The sequence below is a fragment of the Arthrobacter sp. HY1533 genome, assembly GCF_027568515.1.
Lineage (GTDB): Bacteria > Actinomycetota > Actinomycetes > Actinomycetales > Micrococcaceae > Specibacter.
In genome coordinates, this window is sequence record NZ_JANKZF010000019.1 from 56117 (window position 1) to 74481 (window position 18365).

The 18365-nt window shown below is 61.7% G+C and carries 16 protein-coding genes; 10 read left to right on the plus strand and 6 right to left on the minus strand.

Annotated elements, in window-relative coordinates; genetic code table 11:
• Nucleotides 1-22: 22 nt before the first annotated feature.
• A complete protein-coding gene (locus tag PCK14_RS14615; RefSeq protein ID WP_269939240.1) occupies nt 23-931 on the plus strand; it encodes a sigma factor in 909 nt (302 codons plus the stop codon).
• 660 nt (nt 932-1591) lie between these two features.
• Here PCK14_RS14615 and PCK14_RS14620 read toward each other — a convergent pair.
• Nucleotides 1592-1771, minus strand: a complete 180-nt coding sequence (locus PCK14_RS14620) for a hypothetical protein (RefSeq protein ID WP_269939241.1) — start codon at nt 1769-1771, stop codon at nt 1592-1594.
• Between the two features lie 444 nt (nt 1772-2215).
• On the opposite strand from PCK14_RS14620, the gene PCK14_RS14625 reads away from it, so the two are divergent.
• The 9 genes from PCK14_RS14625 (at nt 2216) to PCK14_RS14665 (ending at nt 11882) form a co-directional block, all read left to right on the plus strand.
• A complete protein-coding gene (locus PCK14_RS14625) occupies nt 2216-3019 on the plus strand; it encodes a C40 family peptidase (protein WP_269939242.1) in 804 nt (267 codons plus the stop codon).
• Nucleotides 3020-3122: 103 nt separating this feature from the next.
• Entirely contained in the window at nt 3123-3410 is a 288-nt protein-coding gene (locus tag PCK14_RS14630; protein ID WP_269939243.1) for a hypothetical protein, read from the plus strand.
• A gap of 120 nt (nt 3411-3530) precedes the next feature.
• A complete protein-coding gene (locus PCK14_RS14635; protein ID WP_269939244.1) occupies nt 3531-4865 on the plus strand; it encodes a type IV secretion system protein in 1335 nt (444 codons plus the stop codon).
• A complete protein-coding gene (locus PCK14_RS14640; protein ID WP_269939245.1) occupies nt 4862-6334 on the plus strand; it encodes an SCO6880 family protein in 1473 nt (490 codons plus the stop codon). The genes PCK14_RS14635 and PCK14_RS14640 overlap by 4 nt, the downstream gene beginning before the upstream one ends.
• Nucleotides 6331-7791 (plus strand): ATP-binding protein, encoded by a 1461-nt coding sequence (locus tag PCK14_RS14645; RefSeq protein WP_269939246.1) that lies wholly within the window; start codon nt 6331-6333, stop codon nt 7789-7791. Before PCK14_RS14640 ends, PCK14_RS14645 begins: the two co-directional genes overlap by 4 nt.
• Nucleotides 7788-9599: a type IV secretory system conjugative DNA transfer family protein gene (locus PCK14_RS14650; protein ID WP_269939247.1), complete on the plus strand. Its 1812-nt coding sequence runs from the start codon at nt 7788-7790 to the stop codon at nt 9597-9599. The genes PCK14_RS14645 and PCK14_RS14650 overlap by 4 nt, the downstream gene beginning before the upstream one ends.
• Nucleotides 9583-10119: a hypothetical protein gene (locus tag PCK14_RS14655; protein WP_269939248.1), complete on the plus strand. Its 537-nt coding sequence runs from the start codon at nt 9583-9585 to the stop codon at nt 10117-10119. The genes PCK14_RS14650 and PCK14_RS14655 overlap by 17 nt, the downstream gene beginning before the upstream one ends.
• Before the next feature lie 51 nt (nt 10120-10170).
• Nucleotides 10171-11322 carry an ArdC-like ssDNA-binding domain-containing protein gene (locus tag PCK14_RS14660; RefSeq protein ID WP_269939249.1) on the plus strand — a complete coding sequence of 384 codons (1152 nt, stop codon included), beginning with the start codon at nt 10171-10173 and terminating at the stop codon, nt 11320-11322.
• 59 nt (nt 11323-11381) lie between these two features.
• Nucleotides 11382-11882, plus strand: a complete 501-nt coding sequence (locus PCK14_RS14665) for a single-stranded DNA-binding protein (RefSeq protein ID WP_269939250.1) — start codon at nt 11382-11384, stop codon at nt 11880-11882.
• 12 nt (nt 11883-11894) lie between these two features.
• Here PCK14_RS14665 and PCK14_RS14670 read toward each other — a convergent pair whose 3' ends face one another.
• From PCK14_RS14670 to PCK14_RS14690, 5 genes are all read right to left on the minus strand, one after another.
• The gene (locus PCK14_RS14670) at nt 11895-12641 is read right to left on the minus strand and encodes a hypothetical protein (protein ID WP_269939251.1); all 747 of its coding nucleotides are present in this window, start codon (nt 12639-12641) and stop codon (nt 11895-11897) included.
• 17 nt (nt 12642-12658) lie between these two features.
• Nucleotides 12659-13339: a hypothetical protein gene (locus PCK14_RS14675; RefSeq protein ID WP_269939252.1), complete on the minus strand. Its 681-nt coding sequence runs from the start codon at nt 13337-13339 to the stop codon at nt 12659-12661.
• Nucleotides 13340-13466: 127 nt separating this feature from the next.
• Complete coding sequence (locus PCK14_RS14680) at nt 13467-14030, minus strand: hypothetical protein (protein ID WP_269939253.1); 564 nt, start codon at nt 14028-14030, stop codon at nt 13467-13469.
• Between the two features lie 27 nt (nt 14031-14057).
• Nucleotides 14058-17636, minus strand: coding sequence for a MobF family relaxase (gene mobF, locus PCK14_RS14685; RefSeq protein ID WP_269939254.1), 3579 nt, complete (start codon nt 17634-17636; stop codon nt 14058-14060).
• The gene (locus tag PCK14_RS14690; protein ID WP_269939255.1) at nt 17633-18175 is read right to left on the minus strand and encodes a hypothetical protein; all 543 of its coding nucleotides are present in this window, start codon (nt 18173-18175) and stop codon (nt 17633-17635) included. Before PCK14_RS14690 ends, mobF begins: the two co-directional genes overlap by 4 nt.
• Between the last annotated feature and the right edge of the window lie 190 nt (nt 18176-18365).

Below are 18365 nucleotides of genomic sequence, written 5' to 3' on the forward strand. Positions count from 1 at the left end.
TTTTTCTTGAACGAAGACGACGATGGTCTCTTATGCATCAGCTCGAACAATCCACCGCAAAGACCAACTTCCAGCGGATTTCAAGCCGGACCTAACTGTTAGCCACTGTGTCATCCGTGGCGAGGATGTCATGATTGCCGTGGATGATATTTCCCGGTTTGTTCGTTCACGCTTGGCTCGGGCGGGGTGCCCTAATGAGCTGGAAGACGTACTTCAGGACATTCGCATTGCGGTGTGGTCTGGTGTTTCGCGGGGCCAGTATCAACCGCTGCCCGGTGTCCGTTTTGGGGCATGGGTCCAGGGTATTGCCAATAACGTTTGCACGGCTCGCATCGCTAAGGCATCTGCCCACTACACGGTTCCACTGTTCACGGAGGATTCCGATGACCATCCCGTCTTCGATCGGCCGCAGGATGTCGTGGCGGAGCCTTCCGGGGTTGCGGATCGGGAATGGGCGATCAATGTCCTGAACCTGACGCGGATGTGTGCCGGGGAAGAAGCCTGGGGATCAGCCATGTTCCTCCTTTTGGATGATTATGATGACGGCAGCTGCGCAGTGACCGCCGGTGCTGACCGTGCGGACACGCCGGCCTATCGCAGGGCGCGCAGGGATCTGAAGTTCGTGCGACAAGTGGCCATCACGGTGCGGAACGCACTGGCCGTGGTGGATTCCGATGATGGGAATAGGGGCGAGACGGCCATGCGCGCGTCGAAGTGCCTGCCCACCGAGCTGCACCGCGCCATCGCTGAAACACTTGTCGTTCCTCGGTTGAGTGGATCGGAACGGCTTGCCGCACTTCCTGTCATAGCTGCCAAGACCAACGTCACTCCCCGGTACGTCGCCGTCCAGACCGGTCGGGCCAGGGCGCTGTATATGGCGGCACTGCGAGTCATTCGGATGTCTCAACCGGCCGAGGTCAGGCTCTTGTAGCACCAAAGTCAGGAACGTGGATTCGCCCGGTGCTCCTGCATACCAGGCGACACCGGCAGCCAGGTACCGACCTTGGCAGCTCGAATCAAGTTCGTTTGAACGCGCACGACGGCGTGGCCTGGCTTGGACGCCGCCGCAGATCCGCCGCGGCAGGGTCATACGCAGTTGCCTCCTTTGCCGCATGGACGGGTAAAGGAGGTCTCCAATGCGCGGAGTATCAGCATGGAACAGATACCTGCCCCGTTCCCGGCGGCAGTGGTTTCTGATCGCAATACTGGGAACTCTCACCGGCGTGGTTATGGCGCTGTTTTGGCTACCAAGCACCAGTACGTCTCAACGGGCCACGAGTGTGCCGACATCCCCACCCCAGGCAGGCCAGACGGCAATAGGGCCAGGTCCTGCTGCCCTTGTAACCGAGGCGCCGGTTGGTGTGGTGTTGTCGCCGGGGGAGCCGCAGACTCTCGATTTCACGGCGTATGCCGAGAACACAGCCCGTGCGCTGTACACCTGGGACACACGTACCTCAACTTATACGCAGACTTATGCGCATGTGCGCAGCTGGTGGATCGTCCTGCCTGACGGGTCGAACCCGCTCACCGTGTATACACAAGAGTTAGAGGGAACCGGAATCAACTCCGCGGCATTCGCTCAACTCTCCGCCTACGGGGCGTACCGGACAGCCACCGTCATCCAGACCAGCTGCGATGACCAGCTGGCCCAGGTGAGGGACCATCCGGCCCCTTGGATCGGGCTGCATGTCTGCACCATGACGCTCAGCGTCACCGACCGCTCCACGGTGGAACCCCACAAGACGGCATACCGCGTTCCGGTCAGTGTCATGGTGAACTGCCCACCGGCGGCAACGGCTCCGGCACATCGTTGCGCGCTGGCAGGTTTTTACACCTCCGCTAACAGAATCGTCTACTGATGCCTGCGGCAGCCCTGGCCACGATCGCGAAAGCGCGGCTGATCCAGAGAGTACTTGCCGCGCTGGTAGTGGTGGTCCCTGTAGGGATGGCCGCCCTGCTCGGCGGGACCAGCATCCTCGTCGCCCAGATCGCGGGTACAAACACTTCGTGCACGTCAGCACCCCAGGAATCGGCGTTCGTCGGACCGTCCTTGCAACCAGTGGCATCGCTGAGTAACGGTGTTGGGAGCCTGACTCTTCCGGGGCCCGACGGCGTATCCCTGACGCTAGACCCTGAGCAGCAAAGCACCGCCGGTAGCTACCTGTCCGTGGGCCAGTCTCTGGGTGTGTCGGCGAAGGGGATTCAGATTGCCATCATGGTCGCTCTCCAAGAATCCGGGCTCAGGATGCTGGCCAATCCTGCTGTCCCCGCATCGCTGGGCATGCCCCATGACGGTCTGGGCTATGACCATGATTCCCTTGGGTCAGCCCAACAACGGCCCAGTGCTGGGTGGGGAAGCATCCAGGAACTGATGATTGCCTCCTACAATGCCGAAGCGTTCTTTGGTGGCCCGCGGGGGCCCAACCACGGGTCACCTCGCGGGCTCCTGGACATCCCAGGGTGGGAATCGATGGGTCTGGGGCAGGCGGCCCAGTCCGTGCAGGTGTCCGCGTTCCCGGAACTGTACGAACGCTGGGGGCCCACCGCCCTCACCATCATGGCGTCCGTCACCGGGACGGGCCTCCGGCAACCATGCCTGCAACCAGCCCCAGTAGAGGACCCCGCAGCACCGCCGGTTCCGGCGGACCTGAGCGCGACCAGGCATGCCATTCTCCACCATGCCCAGGAAGGCGTGGGCGGCAGTTACGTGTGGGGCGGCACCGCGTTCAAGGCGTGGGACTGCTCCGGTTACGTGCAATGGATCTATAACCAGGTGGGGATTGCCCTGCCTCGCACAGAACAGTGGCTGGCCGGGCACACCACGACCATGCCGCAGCCAGGCGATTTGGTGGTCCAGAACCCGGATGGGCCAAACCACTGGGGCCACGTCGGCATCTACGCGGGGGCAGGGATGATGTACAGCGCCCTGAATCCCTCGGTGGGCACGCTGCTCCACCCCGTGAGCTGGAATCCCGGCACCCAATACTTCGACCTTCTAGGACCGGCACCGGGTAACTGATGTTCGACGGCAAACCTAGGTCATGCGGGTTGGGGCCGGGTGGTGCATGGAAGTGGAGAAGCAAACGCACGGTCTGCCTCTAGCATCCGGATGGAGTAGTGTCATGAATTTCGCGCCCGTAGACCCCGGAATCGTACCCAACGGCAATTTCCCGTTTCTGGACTCGCTCAAGCAGATTGGTGGAGGAATCCTGGTCGGTGCCTTCATCATCATCGCCATTGTCGCGATCATTGGTGCCGCCATGCTGTTGGCCGGCAAACTCAGCCAATCATCCAGACTCGCCTCCGGCGGTGGGATGATCCTGCTGTGGACCGGCCCCATCGCCGCAATCCTAGGCGGAATCAACGGCTACATCCTGTGGTCACAAACCGCCTTCCACCTCGGGTTCTGAGCCTCCGCCATGCAACCGCTGGAATGCACCTTCGGGGGATGGTGGCCCCTGGGGTGCGGCGTACTGTCGGCGGCCACGGACACGGTCACCTCGAGCATCGGCGGCTTCTTTGCCGGAGTCTTGGAGAGCATCGCCTCTTGGTTGTGGTCTTTCATCTCCGGCGCGTTCGGTGTCTCGGATGTCGATGATTCCCAGTGGACGGCGGTCCAGGGATTGACGAGCTGGTGGATTGTCGTCATGATGACACCTTTGGTGGCCGTCATGATTCTCCAACTAATCTCGGGCCTGATCGCGCAACAACCCCGCCGGATTTGGCGGGCACTGATCGGCGGATTTGTGGCCGTGCCCATCGTCGGCGGTGCCGTGTATCTCATGCAGGCTCTGACCCATGTCAGCGACAGCGCCTCAGCGGCCCTGTTGGACACCATGGGACCAGACCCCTATGTGGTCTTCATGCGACTCTTTGGATTTCAACGAGGCCCAGCGGGGTCCGGTCAAGCGTGGATCATGAACCCGATGGGAGGCCAGCCCTCAACCACGACCGAGATCACCGGTACCATCGTGATCACTGTCTTGGCAACTCTGATTGTGTGGGTGCTGGCGTTCATCCTGATGTGTTCGATGATCTTCCGCTCTTTCGCCTTGATCGTGCTGGCAGCGGTTGCCCCGGTGGCCCTGATGTTGATGCCGTGGGAGAAGACAAAGTCCTGGGCAGGGCGGTGGTGCGAGCTCGTCGTTGCATTACTGCTCGCGAAACCGTTGGCCGCGACTGTTCTGGCTGTGGCCGTGAAACTGTACGCGAATTCCACCTCTTTTGCCGGGATGGCTGCCGGTGCCGTGGGTATGACGCTGGCCTGTGCGGCACCGCTGATGGCTCTGAAACTTGTCGGGTTCGCCGGTGGAGAACTGGCGGCAGCCGCCCAAACGGCCGGTGGAGGCCACCTTACCCACACGGGGGCCAGCTTTGCGGGGCGACAGCTGGGGCAACAGCTCCGTGGACACCACAAGCTCACAACGGGTAGCAGTTTGAAAAGTCCAAAGGTAGTGGAGTCAAGTGCGAAGCCGGAGACGCTTCCCGTCAGAAAGCCTGCTGCGTCTGGGGCGACATCCTCGCCCGATAAACCCAAGATTCAACAACAACGCCCGCAGGCGCCAACAACTCAGTCTGCTGCCACCTCGGCTCCGGGTCAGGCATCGACAACCCCGACTAGAAAGCAGTCAACAGGCCAGCCGCGCGCGCCCCAGCCGCCACCGCCGGGGAAACCCACCCCGACAGTGCAGAGCACTGTGACAACACCGCCCTCGGCTAGCCCCGGCGTGCCGCGCCCAGGAGCTGAGACATCGAGTTCTGGCACCGCACGCCCAGGTTCACCGTCCGGGCCGAAGCCGCGGCCACCGGCGTCCCCGCCATACAACCCACCCATCAGACCGCCCCACACTGGAGAGTCATCATGACTGAAGACAGTAACGTCTTGCAAGCGGTGAGTTTTCCCCGGCACGAACGCCGCGGCATCATCTTGGGGTTGCAGTGGTACCAACTTGCTCTCGCCGGAGGCGGAATCCTGATTGCAGGGGTGTCCTCGGCCATTGGCGGCCCTGCCGGATTCCTGGGTTCCAGCCCGGCCTGGATCTTCCTGTTGCTCTTCGGTGTCCTGCAATATGCGCGAACGCCGTATCCCCTCTGGGCGCTGACCCTGACCCGATTTCTACTCCGGAAGTTGACCGGGCAAACCGCCTACTTCCTGCCCACCGAGGACCCCGTACCGGTCGGTACTCTGGTTCTTCCCGGCGGGCTCGCGTCCTTGGTCATTCATCGAACTGTCTACGGTGAGTGCTTTGTCGTGGATGCCCAGGCCCATGAGGCCTTCGCAGTGCTGCGCTGCCGGGCCGGCGCTTTTGCCCTGCTCGACGATGACGACAAGGCCTACGCCGTCCAAGGCTGGTCCCGGGTGCAGGCCGCCCTGGCCAAACGGCCCGTCGTGGCCAGGATTGCCATCCAGGACCACACCGTCCAGTTCCCGGCCACAGCCCTCCACGACTATTACGACCAGCAAGTGACCTCCCGTGGCGGGGAGACACCTGTTTCGGACTGGGGTGACAGCTCCTACAAGGACCTCATCGCCGCAGCCGGGACAGCATCAAGCCATGACATTCTCCTGACACTGGTGCTGAACACCGCCAAGGCCAGGCGCCGGATCCATGACGCCGGCGGCGGCGCCCTCGGGCTGGAACACACGCTCCGCTCAGAAATCCATGCCCTGCGCACCGGGCTCAAAACCCACGGGGTGATCGTGGAGGAATGGCTCGGAGACAGGAGCTTCGCCGCGGTCCTGCGCGGGGCGTTTGACCCCGAATCGGTCATGCGCATCTCCCAACGTTCTGGGGACTTCAAGGGAGTCGACCCGAGTCAAGGCGGCCCCACGGCGTTGGAGGAACACTGGTCCTACATTCGCACCGACAGCGGCTTCCACCAAACCTTCTGGATCGCGGAATGGCCCCGCCAAAAAGTCTTCCCAGGCTTCCTGCACCCTCTGGTATACGTCGGCGGCTTCCGCCACACCGTCACCCAGGTCATCAAGGCCATCCCCACCGACCAGGCGCTGAAGGACATCCGCTCTGCCCAGGAAGCCCACGAAACCAGGCGCCGGATCAACACAAAGTTTGACCGCCCCACCACACGTGAACAACGCGCCGAGGAAGATGAAGTCCAACAGCGCGAGGAAGAAATCGTCGCAGGCCACGGTGACGTCCGCCCCGCCGCGTACATCACCATCACCGGTGGCACGCTGGAAGAACTCTCCAGCCACCGCCAGGAACTCGAATCAGCAGCCGCCAGCGCCTTCGTCGACCTGAGACTCCTCGTAGGCGAGCAATGGCCGGCCTTCATCGCCGGGGGACTGCCCCTGGGAAGAGGACTGAAATGAAGACCACCCAGCAATCCGTCACCTTCATTCCCAGCAATGAGTCCCGTAGCGCCAGGCGGCAACGCCGGGCGCTGCAGGGCCAAGCCGTCGCCGGTCAGCAGGAACCCTTCTGGAAGAAGCTGGGACTGTTGGTCGGCGACGAGGAAGGACCAGCCGCCGCGCAACATCTGCAGCCATTCGGTCCTCATTCCCTCAAGGGCCCGCACCGGCTGCACCCGGCTCCTCACCGCGCCTCGACCATGACCTTCGCCGCCGCGTATCCCTTCATCACTGAATCCGGGCTCGGCCACGAAGGCACCTACATCGGCAGCGATGTTTTCGGCTCCGGCGCCTTCTCCTACGATCCCTGGGTGCTGTACGAGAAGGGCGTTATCAGCGGCCCCTCCATCGTGATCATTGGCACCGTGGGGACAGGGAAGTCCATGTGCGCGAAGTCCCTCGTAGCCCGCTCCATCACCCTGGGCCGCAAAGCCGCCGTCGCCTCCGATCCCAAAGGGGAATGGGTTCCCGTGGCGAAAGCTGTGGGTGGCAAGGTCATCTCCGTGGGTCCGGGGCGGCCCACTAGGGTCAACCCTCTCGACGCTGGTCCCCGATCCCGGGACCTATCGAACGCGCAATGGCAGGCCGTGGTCCGGCAACGACGCCGACAGCTGCTCGTCGCCCTCGTATCCCTGATGAGACAGGGGGTTCCGATGCTTCCGGTCGAACACACGGCCTTGGACATGGCATTGACCGAGGCCGTTGCCGCCAACGAGACCCCGACACTGCCCATGGTCCTGGAATACCTGCTCAACCCCTCGAAGGAGACCCGGGAACTCGTCGGCCCCGACGGTGGCCGGGCCGTCGCTCATTCCCTGCGGCGCACCGTGTCAGGGGACCTGGAGGGCATGTTTGATGCACCCTCTACAGTCTCCTTTGACGCTGACGCGCCGATGATGGTCATGGACACCTCAGCGCTGATCGGGGCCTCGGAACAGGCGCTCTCCCTCGCCGCGGCCTGCGGGGCGACCTGGTTGGAAGCGGCCATCACCAACCCCGACGGTGGCAAGCGCATCGTGGTCTACGACGAGGGATGGCGCATGCTGGCTGACCCGTACATGCTGGTCAAAATGAGCGAACAGTGGCGGCTCGCCCGTACCTACGGCATCTCCAATCTGCTGATCATGCACAAAGTTGCAGACCTGAATGAGATTGGCGACAGCACCAGCGGCCACCGCCAAAAAGCCCTCGGGCTACTGACCGAGGCGGACACCCGGATAATTTACCGGCAAAAGCACGACTCCATGCGGCTGACCAAGGACGCCCTCGGCCTCACCGAGGCCGAATGCGGCCAGGTTGAAGAACTGCCCAAGGGGGTCGGTCTGTGGAAGGTCGGCAACCGTTCCTTCATCGTCGCCAACCAAGTCACCAGCGATGAACTCACCGTCTTCAGCACCGATCACAGGATGATGCCATGAGCATCGTGCACGCAGACTCCACACCGCTGATCACCGTCGGCCTGCTGTCCGTTGCAGGGTATGTCGGATTCAGCGCACTAACCGCGGCAGCCGCAAACGTCGCCTCACAGTGGAAATGTGGACAGGGATTGAGCGGACCACCCAGCCCGGTGGCCGCCATCGGAATGTTCACCGGGAACTTTGCCGCCATCGGCCAACCACCACCAGGATGCACTGTAGGCACCGGTGCGGTCTGGGCCCTCCTTGGCCCGGTACTGGTCCTGCTGCTGGTGGCCGTGCTGTTCGCCTTTTTCCTGTGGCGGAGCTGGCGCCAATCAGGGGCGTGGCTGCGCCAAGACATCCTCGGCCGGGACGGCATGGCCCAACGCGCCGAAGTAGTGCGCGAGTACGGACGCCGGGCTGCGCTGAAACGGGGAAGGATCACCCGCCCCGGACTAAAACACCCCACATTGGCTGACGTGTCCTGGACCCTGGGCACCTCCCGTGGCACCAAGGTCCACGTCTCGACCGAGGAATCCATGGTCATCCAAGGCGCCCCACGCTCCGGCAAAGGCCTGTTTGTCGTCATCAACGCCATTCTGGACGCACCCGGCGCGGTCGTAACGACCTCCACCCGAGCCGACAACCTAGCCGTCACCATGAAAGCCCGGGCCACCGGCAGGCGCCCCGTGACAGTCTTTGACCCGCAAGGCATGTCCGGACTGACCTCCACACTGCGCTGGTCCCCAGTACGCGGCTGTGAAGATCCGGATGTGGCAGTTCGGCGGGCGCTGGTGATTTCGGCGGATTCGAAAATGAGCGGGGAAAACGCGGCCTGGCAGAAGCGGGCACAAATCGTCCTGCAATGCCTGCTGCACGCTGCAGCCCTCTCGGGCGAAGGCATTCAAGCGTTCCGGCGCTGGTCATCGAACCCTACATTGGCCAGCGAGGCGCTGGACATCCTGAACGGGCCCCGGGCAGCCTTGGGCTGGCATTCAGACCTGATGGGCATCCTCGAAGACGACCCCAGGAACACGTCGAACTCATGGATCGGCGTCTCCGCCGCCGCCGCACCCCTATCCTCACCCCGAGTCCTCGCCGCCCTGGACCCGGTGAACCGTGAGGACGAATTTGACCCCCAAGCCTTCATCCGCGACCGCGGAACCCTGTACCTGATCGGTACCAAGTCCGGGGCAGCAGCAGCGGGACCGTACCTCTCAGCATTGATTGATGACATTGACGCCGCGGCCAGGGAACTGGCCTTCACCGCACCAGGCGGCAGGCTGGATCCGCCCCTGTCCCTGATCCTGGATGAAATCGCCAACCTCTCGCCCTGGCCGGGACTGCCGATCGTGCTCTCCGATGGTGGAGGCATCGGGATCTCCACCTTGGTCGTCCTCCAATCCCTCTCCCAAGCACGTTCGGGCTGGTCGATCGAGGAAGCCTCCACCATTTGGGAATCAGCCATCATCAAAGTCATCTTCGGAGGCGGCTCGGACGAGCGGGACCTGCGCGACCTGGCTTCCTTGTTGGGGGAGCGGCGCCACACCTACAGAACCCACTCCTGGTCATCCCAAGGCAGGCAGGAAGGCGAGCAGATCCGGGACCTGCCCGTCATCGCTTTGCACGAAATCCGGCGCCTGCCCGTAGGGACAGCCTTGATGCTGGGCCGACGCACCCGCCCCATCCTGCTAGACCTGCGTGGCTGGCACCAACGCCGCGACGCAGCCGCGCTGGGCCGCTCCAAGATCGAAGCAGAAGACGCCCTCGCCCAAGGCCACATCCACCAACAAGTTGTGGGGAAGGAGGCCCGTGATGAATCCCTTTGACGACGACGAAGCCGCCGACACGCTCTTCGGCGACCTCGCCACGGGAGAGCTCCTCGACGGCCTTCCCGGTGGTTTGGTGGATCCCACCTATCGGTGGCGGGAACTTGACAGTGTGAGCGCACCCAAGGCGTGGAGGGCGTTGATCGGGTGGGTGTCCTGGTTTGTGGCCACCTACCGGCTGACGACCTCGGTCGTCCCTGACTGCTGGTGGAGGCACCCGGAACTCGTCGCCGAGCTCTACGCCCTACAAAAAGCCGAGCTGGCCTCCTTCACCCAAACCGATCCCGGCTTCGGACCGCTCGGCTTCCACGAACGGCTGCCCCTGGCCATCGAACGCCTGAGGCTGGAGACCAGAACCATTGGCTGCGTGGGACTCCAAGTCCACCGTGAGACCAGTCCCCGGCTGCTTCCCACCGATGATCCCGAGTTCATGGCATGGACCACCGAACCACACCAAACGGCGACTGAAAATTCAGGAGACGCTGGTCATGTGGTTCGGGGCAGTTCGCGCCATGGATAAGTATCACCGCAAACACGGAGATAACTCTTAGAAGTAAGGGAGGTGGCCGTCGTGGCCCCTGCAACTAGCGAACACCCGGACAGCGAGGAGGAAGTGGGCCAGCACCCTGCCGGCCCACGTCCGAGCGATGAAGACCGGTTGGCTGGCTTGACCCAGCAACTGCAGACCCAGTTGGAAAACGCCATATCCACGCCAGGACGCTGGCACATGCTACTGGACACCTCGGCGACCATGTGGCGATACTCCGGCGGCAACGTCGCCCTACTCATAGCTCAAATGGCAGAACGCGGGCAACAGTTGCCCCTCCTGGTGGCAGGCTTTCGCGAGTGGGAACGGAACGGCCGCTATGTACTCAAAGGCGAGCACGCCCTGTGGGTCCTCGCGCCACGGACAGCAACCAAAAACACGAATGTGGACCAAATGACCGACGCGAAAGCGGCACCTTCCCCTAACGTACAGCTCGACGGCGACTCCAAGGACACCGATCATCGCAAGATTGTTGGTTGGCGTGCCCAAGCGGTTTTCGACGTGTCCCAAACCGAAGGGCAACCGATCTATATTCCACGACCCAAGGTGGTTGTTGGAACTACCACCAAGGGTCTGTGGGAGGCGTTAGTGAAATTCGCACAGAACCAAGGATTCACTGTTGAGCAATCGATGGGTCAATACGGCCTCGCGAGCGGATACACGGACTTCGCTGACCGGAAGATCCACATTGGCATGTGGCTGGACCGAGAAGAACGACTGTCCGTGCTGGCCCATGAAATCGGCCACGTCTGCCTCCACGGCCCCGACGACAAACTCGGGATGCTCTACGGAAGCAGTCTGGAGCATCGCGGTCTGGCCGAAGTTGAAGCCGAATCTGTCGCATACACGGTGTTGCTCGCCCACGGCATCAATCACAGTGCCCAATCAGGCAGCTACCTCGCAGGATGGGCTGACCAAGTGCTGGCCGTCGAACATTCCCAACTGTCGGGTTCATCGACCGGGAAGAAACCATCCAGCAGGCTCGAGATCGCCCGCTCCACCCTCGCCCGAGTGACATCCGCATGCCGGTCCATCCTCGAAGTCACACAGCCACACAACCTCGGCGGCAAACCCGCCACGGCGGGTGCGGCCGTCGCCCACGAGCGCGGCGACCTCACCGGGCCCGTGGCCGGCCACCAAGCCATCGGTACCACTCCGACGATGGGCGCGTCATAAACCAAGCAAGACACCCAGCCGGGCACGCCGGCCGGAACCAAGAAAGGCAGGAAAAGAAAATGGGCACCAGAATCCCAGTAAGCATCAACGGCAACCTCGTCGCCGATCCGGAACTCTCCTACGGGGATTCCGGCATCGCCCACGCGAAGCTGCGCGTCGCTGTCAACCAGCGCTTCCAGGCAGCCGACGGCACCTGGCGTGACGGTATCCCGGTCTTCCACAACGTCTCCGCATTTAGGGCTCTGGCCGAGAACATCTCACGTTCCATGAAGAAGGGCGACCCGGTCATCGTCTCGGGGGAACTGGAATTCAGGTCCTATGAGAAGGATGGCGCCCAGCACGAAGCCCGCCGAATCATCGCCGAGATCGTTGGACCCGACCTCAGATTTGGAACAACGTCCTACGAACCGACGCCCAAACCGATCCCTACGGTAACCTTGGGAAGCCCAGAACATGTTCAATCCGAGCCAAGGATTACCAATAGTTCGGGTTGGGTACCGACAATGCCAGCCACGTCGCCGCAGTTCGGAGGAATTGGAACCAACGGTATCCAAATGTGACTTTGTTGACAACTAGCTATCGTTGGGGCCCAGCTCTGCGCCCGAAATTGTCAGCACATTGCGCATTTCCGTGCGAAGCGAACGAAGGACGTGGATTAGCCCCATCTTTGCGTCTATAAGTGATGCGCGATACGACTCATCGTGTCTTTGAGCATCTCTCCTGTCGTCAGATAATCGCGGTGAGCTTTGTTCGGACGACCTTACCGAGCGCAATTTGTCTAAGGCTGCCACCACGGCAAAGCAACGCGTGACTAGACCTTCACGTAGCAGTTCCGTTTCTCCCTCTAGGCCGAGTACGGCGCTCGATGACGCCGCTGGATCGTCTAGGAACTCATAGAGGTTGAGGATTGACCGGCGAAGATTTGATGTAATGCCAAAAGCGGCCAAGGGATCAGTCTGACCCAATAAGGTTGGGATGGCTATTGCTATCGCTTTGATGTCTTCTACGATTGTTTTTTCAATCGGCGTCCCAACGACGGCAGTGACTTTTTCAAGAACCTTTTCTAGCTCGTCAGTGTCGGCTCGGCCGGAAATCGCCTTCCTTATTCTTTCGACCAGTTCTGGCACGAAGCCGTACTTCACAGCAGCGGTTATTACTTCGTCCCATAGGATATCAGCCTCGACCTCATCAGGAAACAATCCTTCACGAAGCCCCGATTCTAGTGCGATTCTCATGACGATTTTGGGTTTCGTTATTATTGAGGAAATTTCGTCGTAAAGCTCGAGGCCTAAACCATCGAGTGCTGTAGGCGCGACCATTTCTTCATTTACACAGTCTACTGACGATTCAGTCGCGAAATTATTTCGCGTATTTCATCTACATCTACGCGATGTTCCAGTTTCTTATGAATACGAAGAATTAAATTATCGGTCTTACCAAAGCGTTCGGATATTCCAATGACATCTGGCCAGAGCGTCTCGGCCGAAATGTTTTCATCTACTAATTTGCCGGGAATAATCCCCGCTTGGATGGCTATTTGTCGTATGGTTTGAGGAGATGATATTGCAACAGGAAGTAAATCACCAAGACGTATCAAATCAGCTCTACGTTCTGAATCATTCATAGTAAGGCTTCCATTCGCCTTGGATGTGGAAACTTGTTTGATATATTCATCGCTTGCCGGAGCGCTTCGGCTAAGATTCGTCAAACTAGTATGTGCTTGGAGATCCGTTGGGTTTGCATTAAATACTTCATGATCGCTTTGAAACTCTGAAGTGCTTGTCCGTGAGCTGCGGGAAAGTGGCAGTCCTGCCGACCATTGCTTACCCAGTGACGTCAAAGCCGCAGGGTATCCTAACCAAACAGTTACAAGAACTACGGTTACAACACCGCCTGTTGTCCAATCGCGGGCTAATCCTGTCACGATTCCGGCACTGAACGCGGATGCGCCCACCAAGTACCAGCAAACTAAGCGCTTGCGAAGGCTGCCATGAGATGAAGCCGTTTGCTCATTCATCGCCCCTCGCTCTTTCGCTTAGTCATAGAAGAATGGACCAAAAGTGTCTAAATGGCAACCCCGCGTTGAATCTCTGATTGAGAGGGATCGGAGCTTACTCGCTGGACCCTCAGACTTACTTTCGAAGTCAAGCAGTCCTTGACAACGTATTTCGCGTATTGAGATAGGGAACGGCAGCTGCTGAAGCGTAGGCATGATAGTCAGCCGCCATCAGGTAATAGATATCCGGCCATGGACCGTGCACATGGATCTGGGCCGGGTCAGGCGAGATGAGCAGGATTGAGCCGCGCCAGATTTCATCGGGGAGAGCTTCCACCCAGGCCCTCTGGATGTGTCCGAATTTGTCCCAGCGGATGGTGGCCCACGCGCCAAGTGGATCTGTGGCGTGGATGTCCAGGATGGTGATTTCGGTGGAGACACGCAGGTGACCCTTGACAGCGGCGAAGTGTTCCCATTGCTGGACGGCATGGGTGATCCACGCCTTGGAACGGCGGATTTTTACGAACCAGATCGCCGCCGCAACGCCGGCCAGGATGACAGCAGCAGCCACCAAAGCCCAGCCGACCACTGCGGCCGCCGCCTCGCCCAGGAACAGCCGAATGGCTGTGGCGAGGCAGACACAGCTGACCACGGTGAGTGTGACCGCCCAGCCGGATGAGGTCCGGGGTTTGACCATCGGATTCGTTCGCATGACTCAACCTCTGCCTATTTACCGATTTTACAGCGAGGGTCCGACAACGGGGGCTGGTGAGTGGATGCCGGCCACTGGTTCGGGCGACTGCTGTACAGCCTGGTTGCTGGCTCTGGTGTCGGTGATGCGGGCCTCGAGCCGGGCCCGCTGGCTGGTGTGGTCCCATTCGGTTTCGTGGGGTGGTGTCCCGAGGGGCAGCGCAGGATTGTTGATGTCCCAGCGGTCACGGAAGCCGGCGACGTCACGCACCAAGGACTTCCAAGCCCCGTCACTGGGTTGCAGACCGGTTTGAGCGCGCAGGGCACCCATCCAGGGCTCTTCAATGGCGAATGCGTGGACGGTCACCGCGGCCAGCCTTTTGGTGATCCTCTGCTGAACGTCGTCGAGCAGGTCTCTGAGGTCTTCCCGGTCCGTGGGCACTGACACCGGCGTCATCGTCAGGGACGACGTGGCGGGGAGGTGCTGTTGGAGGGTTTGCAGGCGGGAGTGCACGACGGCAGCAACGTCGCGGGCATCAGCTGTTGGTTCCAGTCCGCCGGCCAAGACTTGATCGGCGAGGGCCCGGTTGGTGGCTGCGGTGCGCCGCCACGCGGAGACCATGGCGCCCCAAGAAGGCGACGCCTGCATCTCATCCACAAGGCCGGGGGAGTGGGTGCTGATGAGGTGGGTGACGTCGTCGGACGCAGCGATTTGAGCCAGGTAGTCATGCTCGGCGAGCAAGCGGGATAGGGAATTGGCCTGGTTGTGTTGTTCCTCGCGGACCTCGTGGGCGGTGTGTTCGGCACCTTCGATGGAGAGTATGCCGCAAAGGATTTGCCGCCAGTCCGGCAGGGAGGAGGGGTCCACGTTGTGGTGGTCGCGGGGGTCGGGTTCGCTGATGTAGGCGTGGTTTGCGGTCTTTCCTCGGGTCATGGAGACGTAGAAGAGTTCCCGGGTGAGGCGGCCTTCGCTGACCAGTGTGTGGCCGGTGTCCACGGTGATTCCTTGGGAGCGGTGGGCGGTGGTGGCGTAGCCGAGTTCCACGGACTCGGCGAGATAACTGGCGCTCAGGATGATTCTTGCGCCGTTGTCTTGGCGGATCCCTGCGATGGAGCCGTCCGGGTTGGGCGTGCCACTGATGTTGATGAGGGTGCCGTTGCGGATGAAATCGCCTGTATCATCCAGGAGGCGGCGGTCGTTGCGGCGGGCCAGGATCGTGTCCCCGCGCCCGGCATGGAGCCCGTCGCTCAGATCCACAGTTGCTTCTGCGTCGACAGCGCCGGAGCCGACACGGTCAGCCTGGGCACGTTCATTGAGCATGGAGACGGTGTCATTGTCTGGGGCGATCAGGATCGAGGTCCCGCCGGTGCGGATGTCGGCGTCCCAGCGGTTGTAGGCGTCATCGACCATGGCGTCGTAGGTTCCGCTGCTGATGCGGTCATGGGCTGTGTACTCGGTGATGACATCAAAGTCGCCAGTGCGTAGTTTCAGGGAGGCTGTGCGTTCCCAATCATTGGTGAAGCGCCAGACCGTACTGAGCCGTTGCGCGCAGCCGGACCGGTCTAGCCAGCCCAGAACTCCGCCGGCATCGATGGAATCTAGTTGTGCGGGGTCGCCGACCAGCAGGATCTTGGCCCAGGCACCTGTGGCTTGGTCCAGGAGGGCGGCGAGCTGGTAGGTGGAGACCATGGATGCTTCGTCGATGATGACCAGCTGGTTGGGCCGGAACTGCCACTTTGACTGCGTCGCTGTGAGGGCGCTCATGCGTTGCGCCAGGCGCTCCAGCGTCTTTCGGGACTGATTGTCCAGGCGTGGGGATTGACAGGCGGCCTGGTACCTTTTTGCGGCTTCTGCGTACTGTCCTGCCCTGATGGCCGCCCCGGGGCCGGTGGATTCGTAAAGCCATTTACTCACGTTGTCCGTCGCTAGCCCGAGCTCGTGGCCAAGGACGTCGGCAGAGGCAGCTGCCGGGGCCAACCCCACAACTGTCCCTGCACCGAATACGTCTTCCCAGAGGGTTTTGACGGCGCTCATCGTCGTTGTTTTCCCGGTCCCGGCTGGGCCGACGACGGCGTCCAGTAGCCTGCCGCTGGTCAGGACAGCCTCCGCCGTCCTGCGTTGCTCACCCTGCAGTGGCTCGCCGCGGGTGCTGAGGAACAGTTGGAGAGCGTCATGGACGGTCGTGTGGTCGAGGTGCGGGCCGGCGTGGTGCATGTGGGCGCCCATGATGGCTTCCTCGTTGGCCAGTGTGGAGACGTCGGTGAACAGGTGGGCGCTGGCCAGGTCAAAGACACTGCGTCCGTTGAACACTAAGTCGGGGGCTGTGGTGGTGGGGATGGAGTAGCGGAACTCGTTGATCGCAACGGACTGCTCCTCGGCGGAGGTGGCGATGGCGTCCATGAGGTGAATCCGGTCGGTGGCGGTGGCGCAGCGGATCTCAAGGCACACCCGTTCTGCTTCGGCGATCAGGTTCCAGCGGTTCCAGGTGGCCCGGCGCCTGGCGACCAGGTCCTTGACCAGCCCTGCCGTACTGGTGATCCAGGCTGTATCCGCATCGGCGTCAGTGAGTGGATGGGTGTGGGAGCGGTTGATGGTGGCCGCCAGCACGGCCTCGGGATCGAAACCCTTGGCCTGGGCTCGTTCGCGCCATTGCCGGGTCCGGGTGTTCAGGGGGACAACGTCATGGTTCTTGGCCATCCTGGTGGACAGTGTTGCCTGTTGCCGTAGTTTGAGTTTGACCGCGTTGCTGGGTTCCCTGCCGTGGGTTTCGGACCAGTCGTGGATGAGCCGGTCTGCCTCGATGTCGATCAGCCGGGACCTGCTGGAGAACTCACGGATGAGGGCATCGTCCACGCCGGAGAGCTCGAAACTGAAATTGTGGATCGCGCTGGTGGGTGTGCGGACTTCGGCCTCGGTTCCCAGGTCCCGGCCAAGTTGGTCATAGAGGAGCCCGTTGTAGTGTTGGCTGGCGGCCACGGTGGCCTTGTAGAGGGTGCGTGAGTCGAGGGTGGTCCAGACGCCGTCGCTGACGCGTTGGGCCTTGTTGGCGATGACGACGTGGGTGTGCAGCTGGGGATCTCCGGAGCGGGATTCCCAGTGGTCGAAGGCGGCCGCGATGGCGCCGTGGACGCCGACGTGGGCGACGCCGCCGTGTCCGGCACGGGTGTGGATGGCGGAGCTCTCCAGCCAGGCCAGGGTGGCTTCCAGGGCAGCGTGGTGGGCTGCCATGACCTTGTCCTTGTACTCGTCGCTGCCGAGCGCCCAGAGAACGGAGACGGACTTGGGCACACTGAAGGTCAGGTCAAAGCCGGCCACCGCCGCCCGGCGCACCTTTTGGCCGTTGGGGCCGGTGACGGTGGATGCCTGGTTGGGTGTGCGGCCCAGGGGTGCTCCCGTGGCGGGGTGTTCGCCCCGTTCAAAGAGGGCTTTCGCGGCCGCGTCGGTGACGGTGTCGTGGGGAGTCATGCCGATGCCGGGAAGTCCTGCGCCGAGCCATTTCCCGGGCGGGTTGCTGGCGGCGGTGTAGTAGCCGGTGAGGTCCCGGGTTTCGACGTCGGCATGGCTGGTGGTCTTGAGCAGATAGGAGACGCCTGCCTCGGTGGAGAGGCGGGCTATGGAGACGGTCATGACCTGCCCATTTCCGTGTTCCAGCCGTGGCGTGCAAAGATCGCCGCCGTCGACGGATCCAGACGCGTATTCGTCTCCGAATGCAATGCCAAGACCCGGGCCGCGAGTTGCTGCATGTCTCTTACAGCCTGGCGTTCTTGGAGCAATCGATCGGCGTTTTCGTGCTGTAAGTGTTGCACCGAGCGTTCTAGCTCGTCGGCTTTCGACTCTGCCCGTGATAGTGATCGGGCGCTTTCGTTGAGCTTTGCGTATGCCGCGTCAAGCTTGTTGTCATATGTGCGCATCAGAGAGTTCTGCTTTCGCTTGTCCGCGATCCGGATCAGCTGGAGCTCGGACTGGAAGCGGGCGGTGATCGCGGCCAAAGTTGCTTCTCGGTTGTTGAATGTCGCTTGAGCCACTCCTTGGGGGTAGCACCTCGTATTGCTCTGGCGGTATTGGCGTTGCCGCTGGCGGTGGGCACATGCCGGTCGGCAGAAGCGCTGCCGGGGGCTGGCCGGTGTGAAGTTGATGTTGCATTCGGGGCAGGTTCGCTTAGTCATACCAGTCCATGGTGATTCGGCCGGTTTACACCATGACCAACAGTTGCATTGCCGTCACGCTGCCGTGACGGCAGCGTGCTTGGGTGCCAACAGTGTGAAGGATTTTTTGGTCATGCTGGAGGCCGGTCGAAAGCGGACGTTGGGGCGGCAAAACTTTGGACAACGCGATTGTGTGGACAGGGACGGAGAA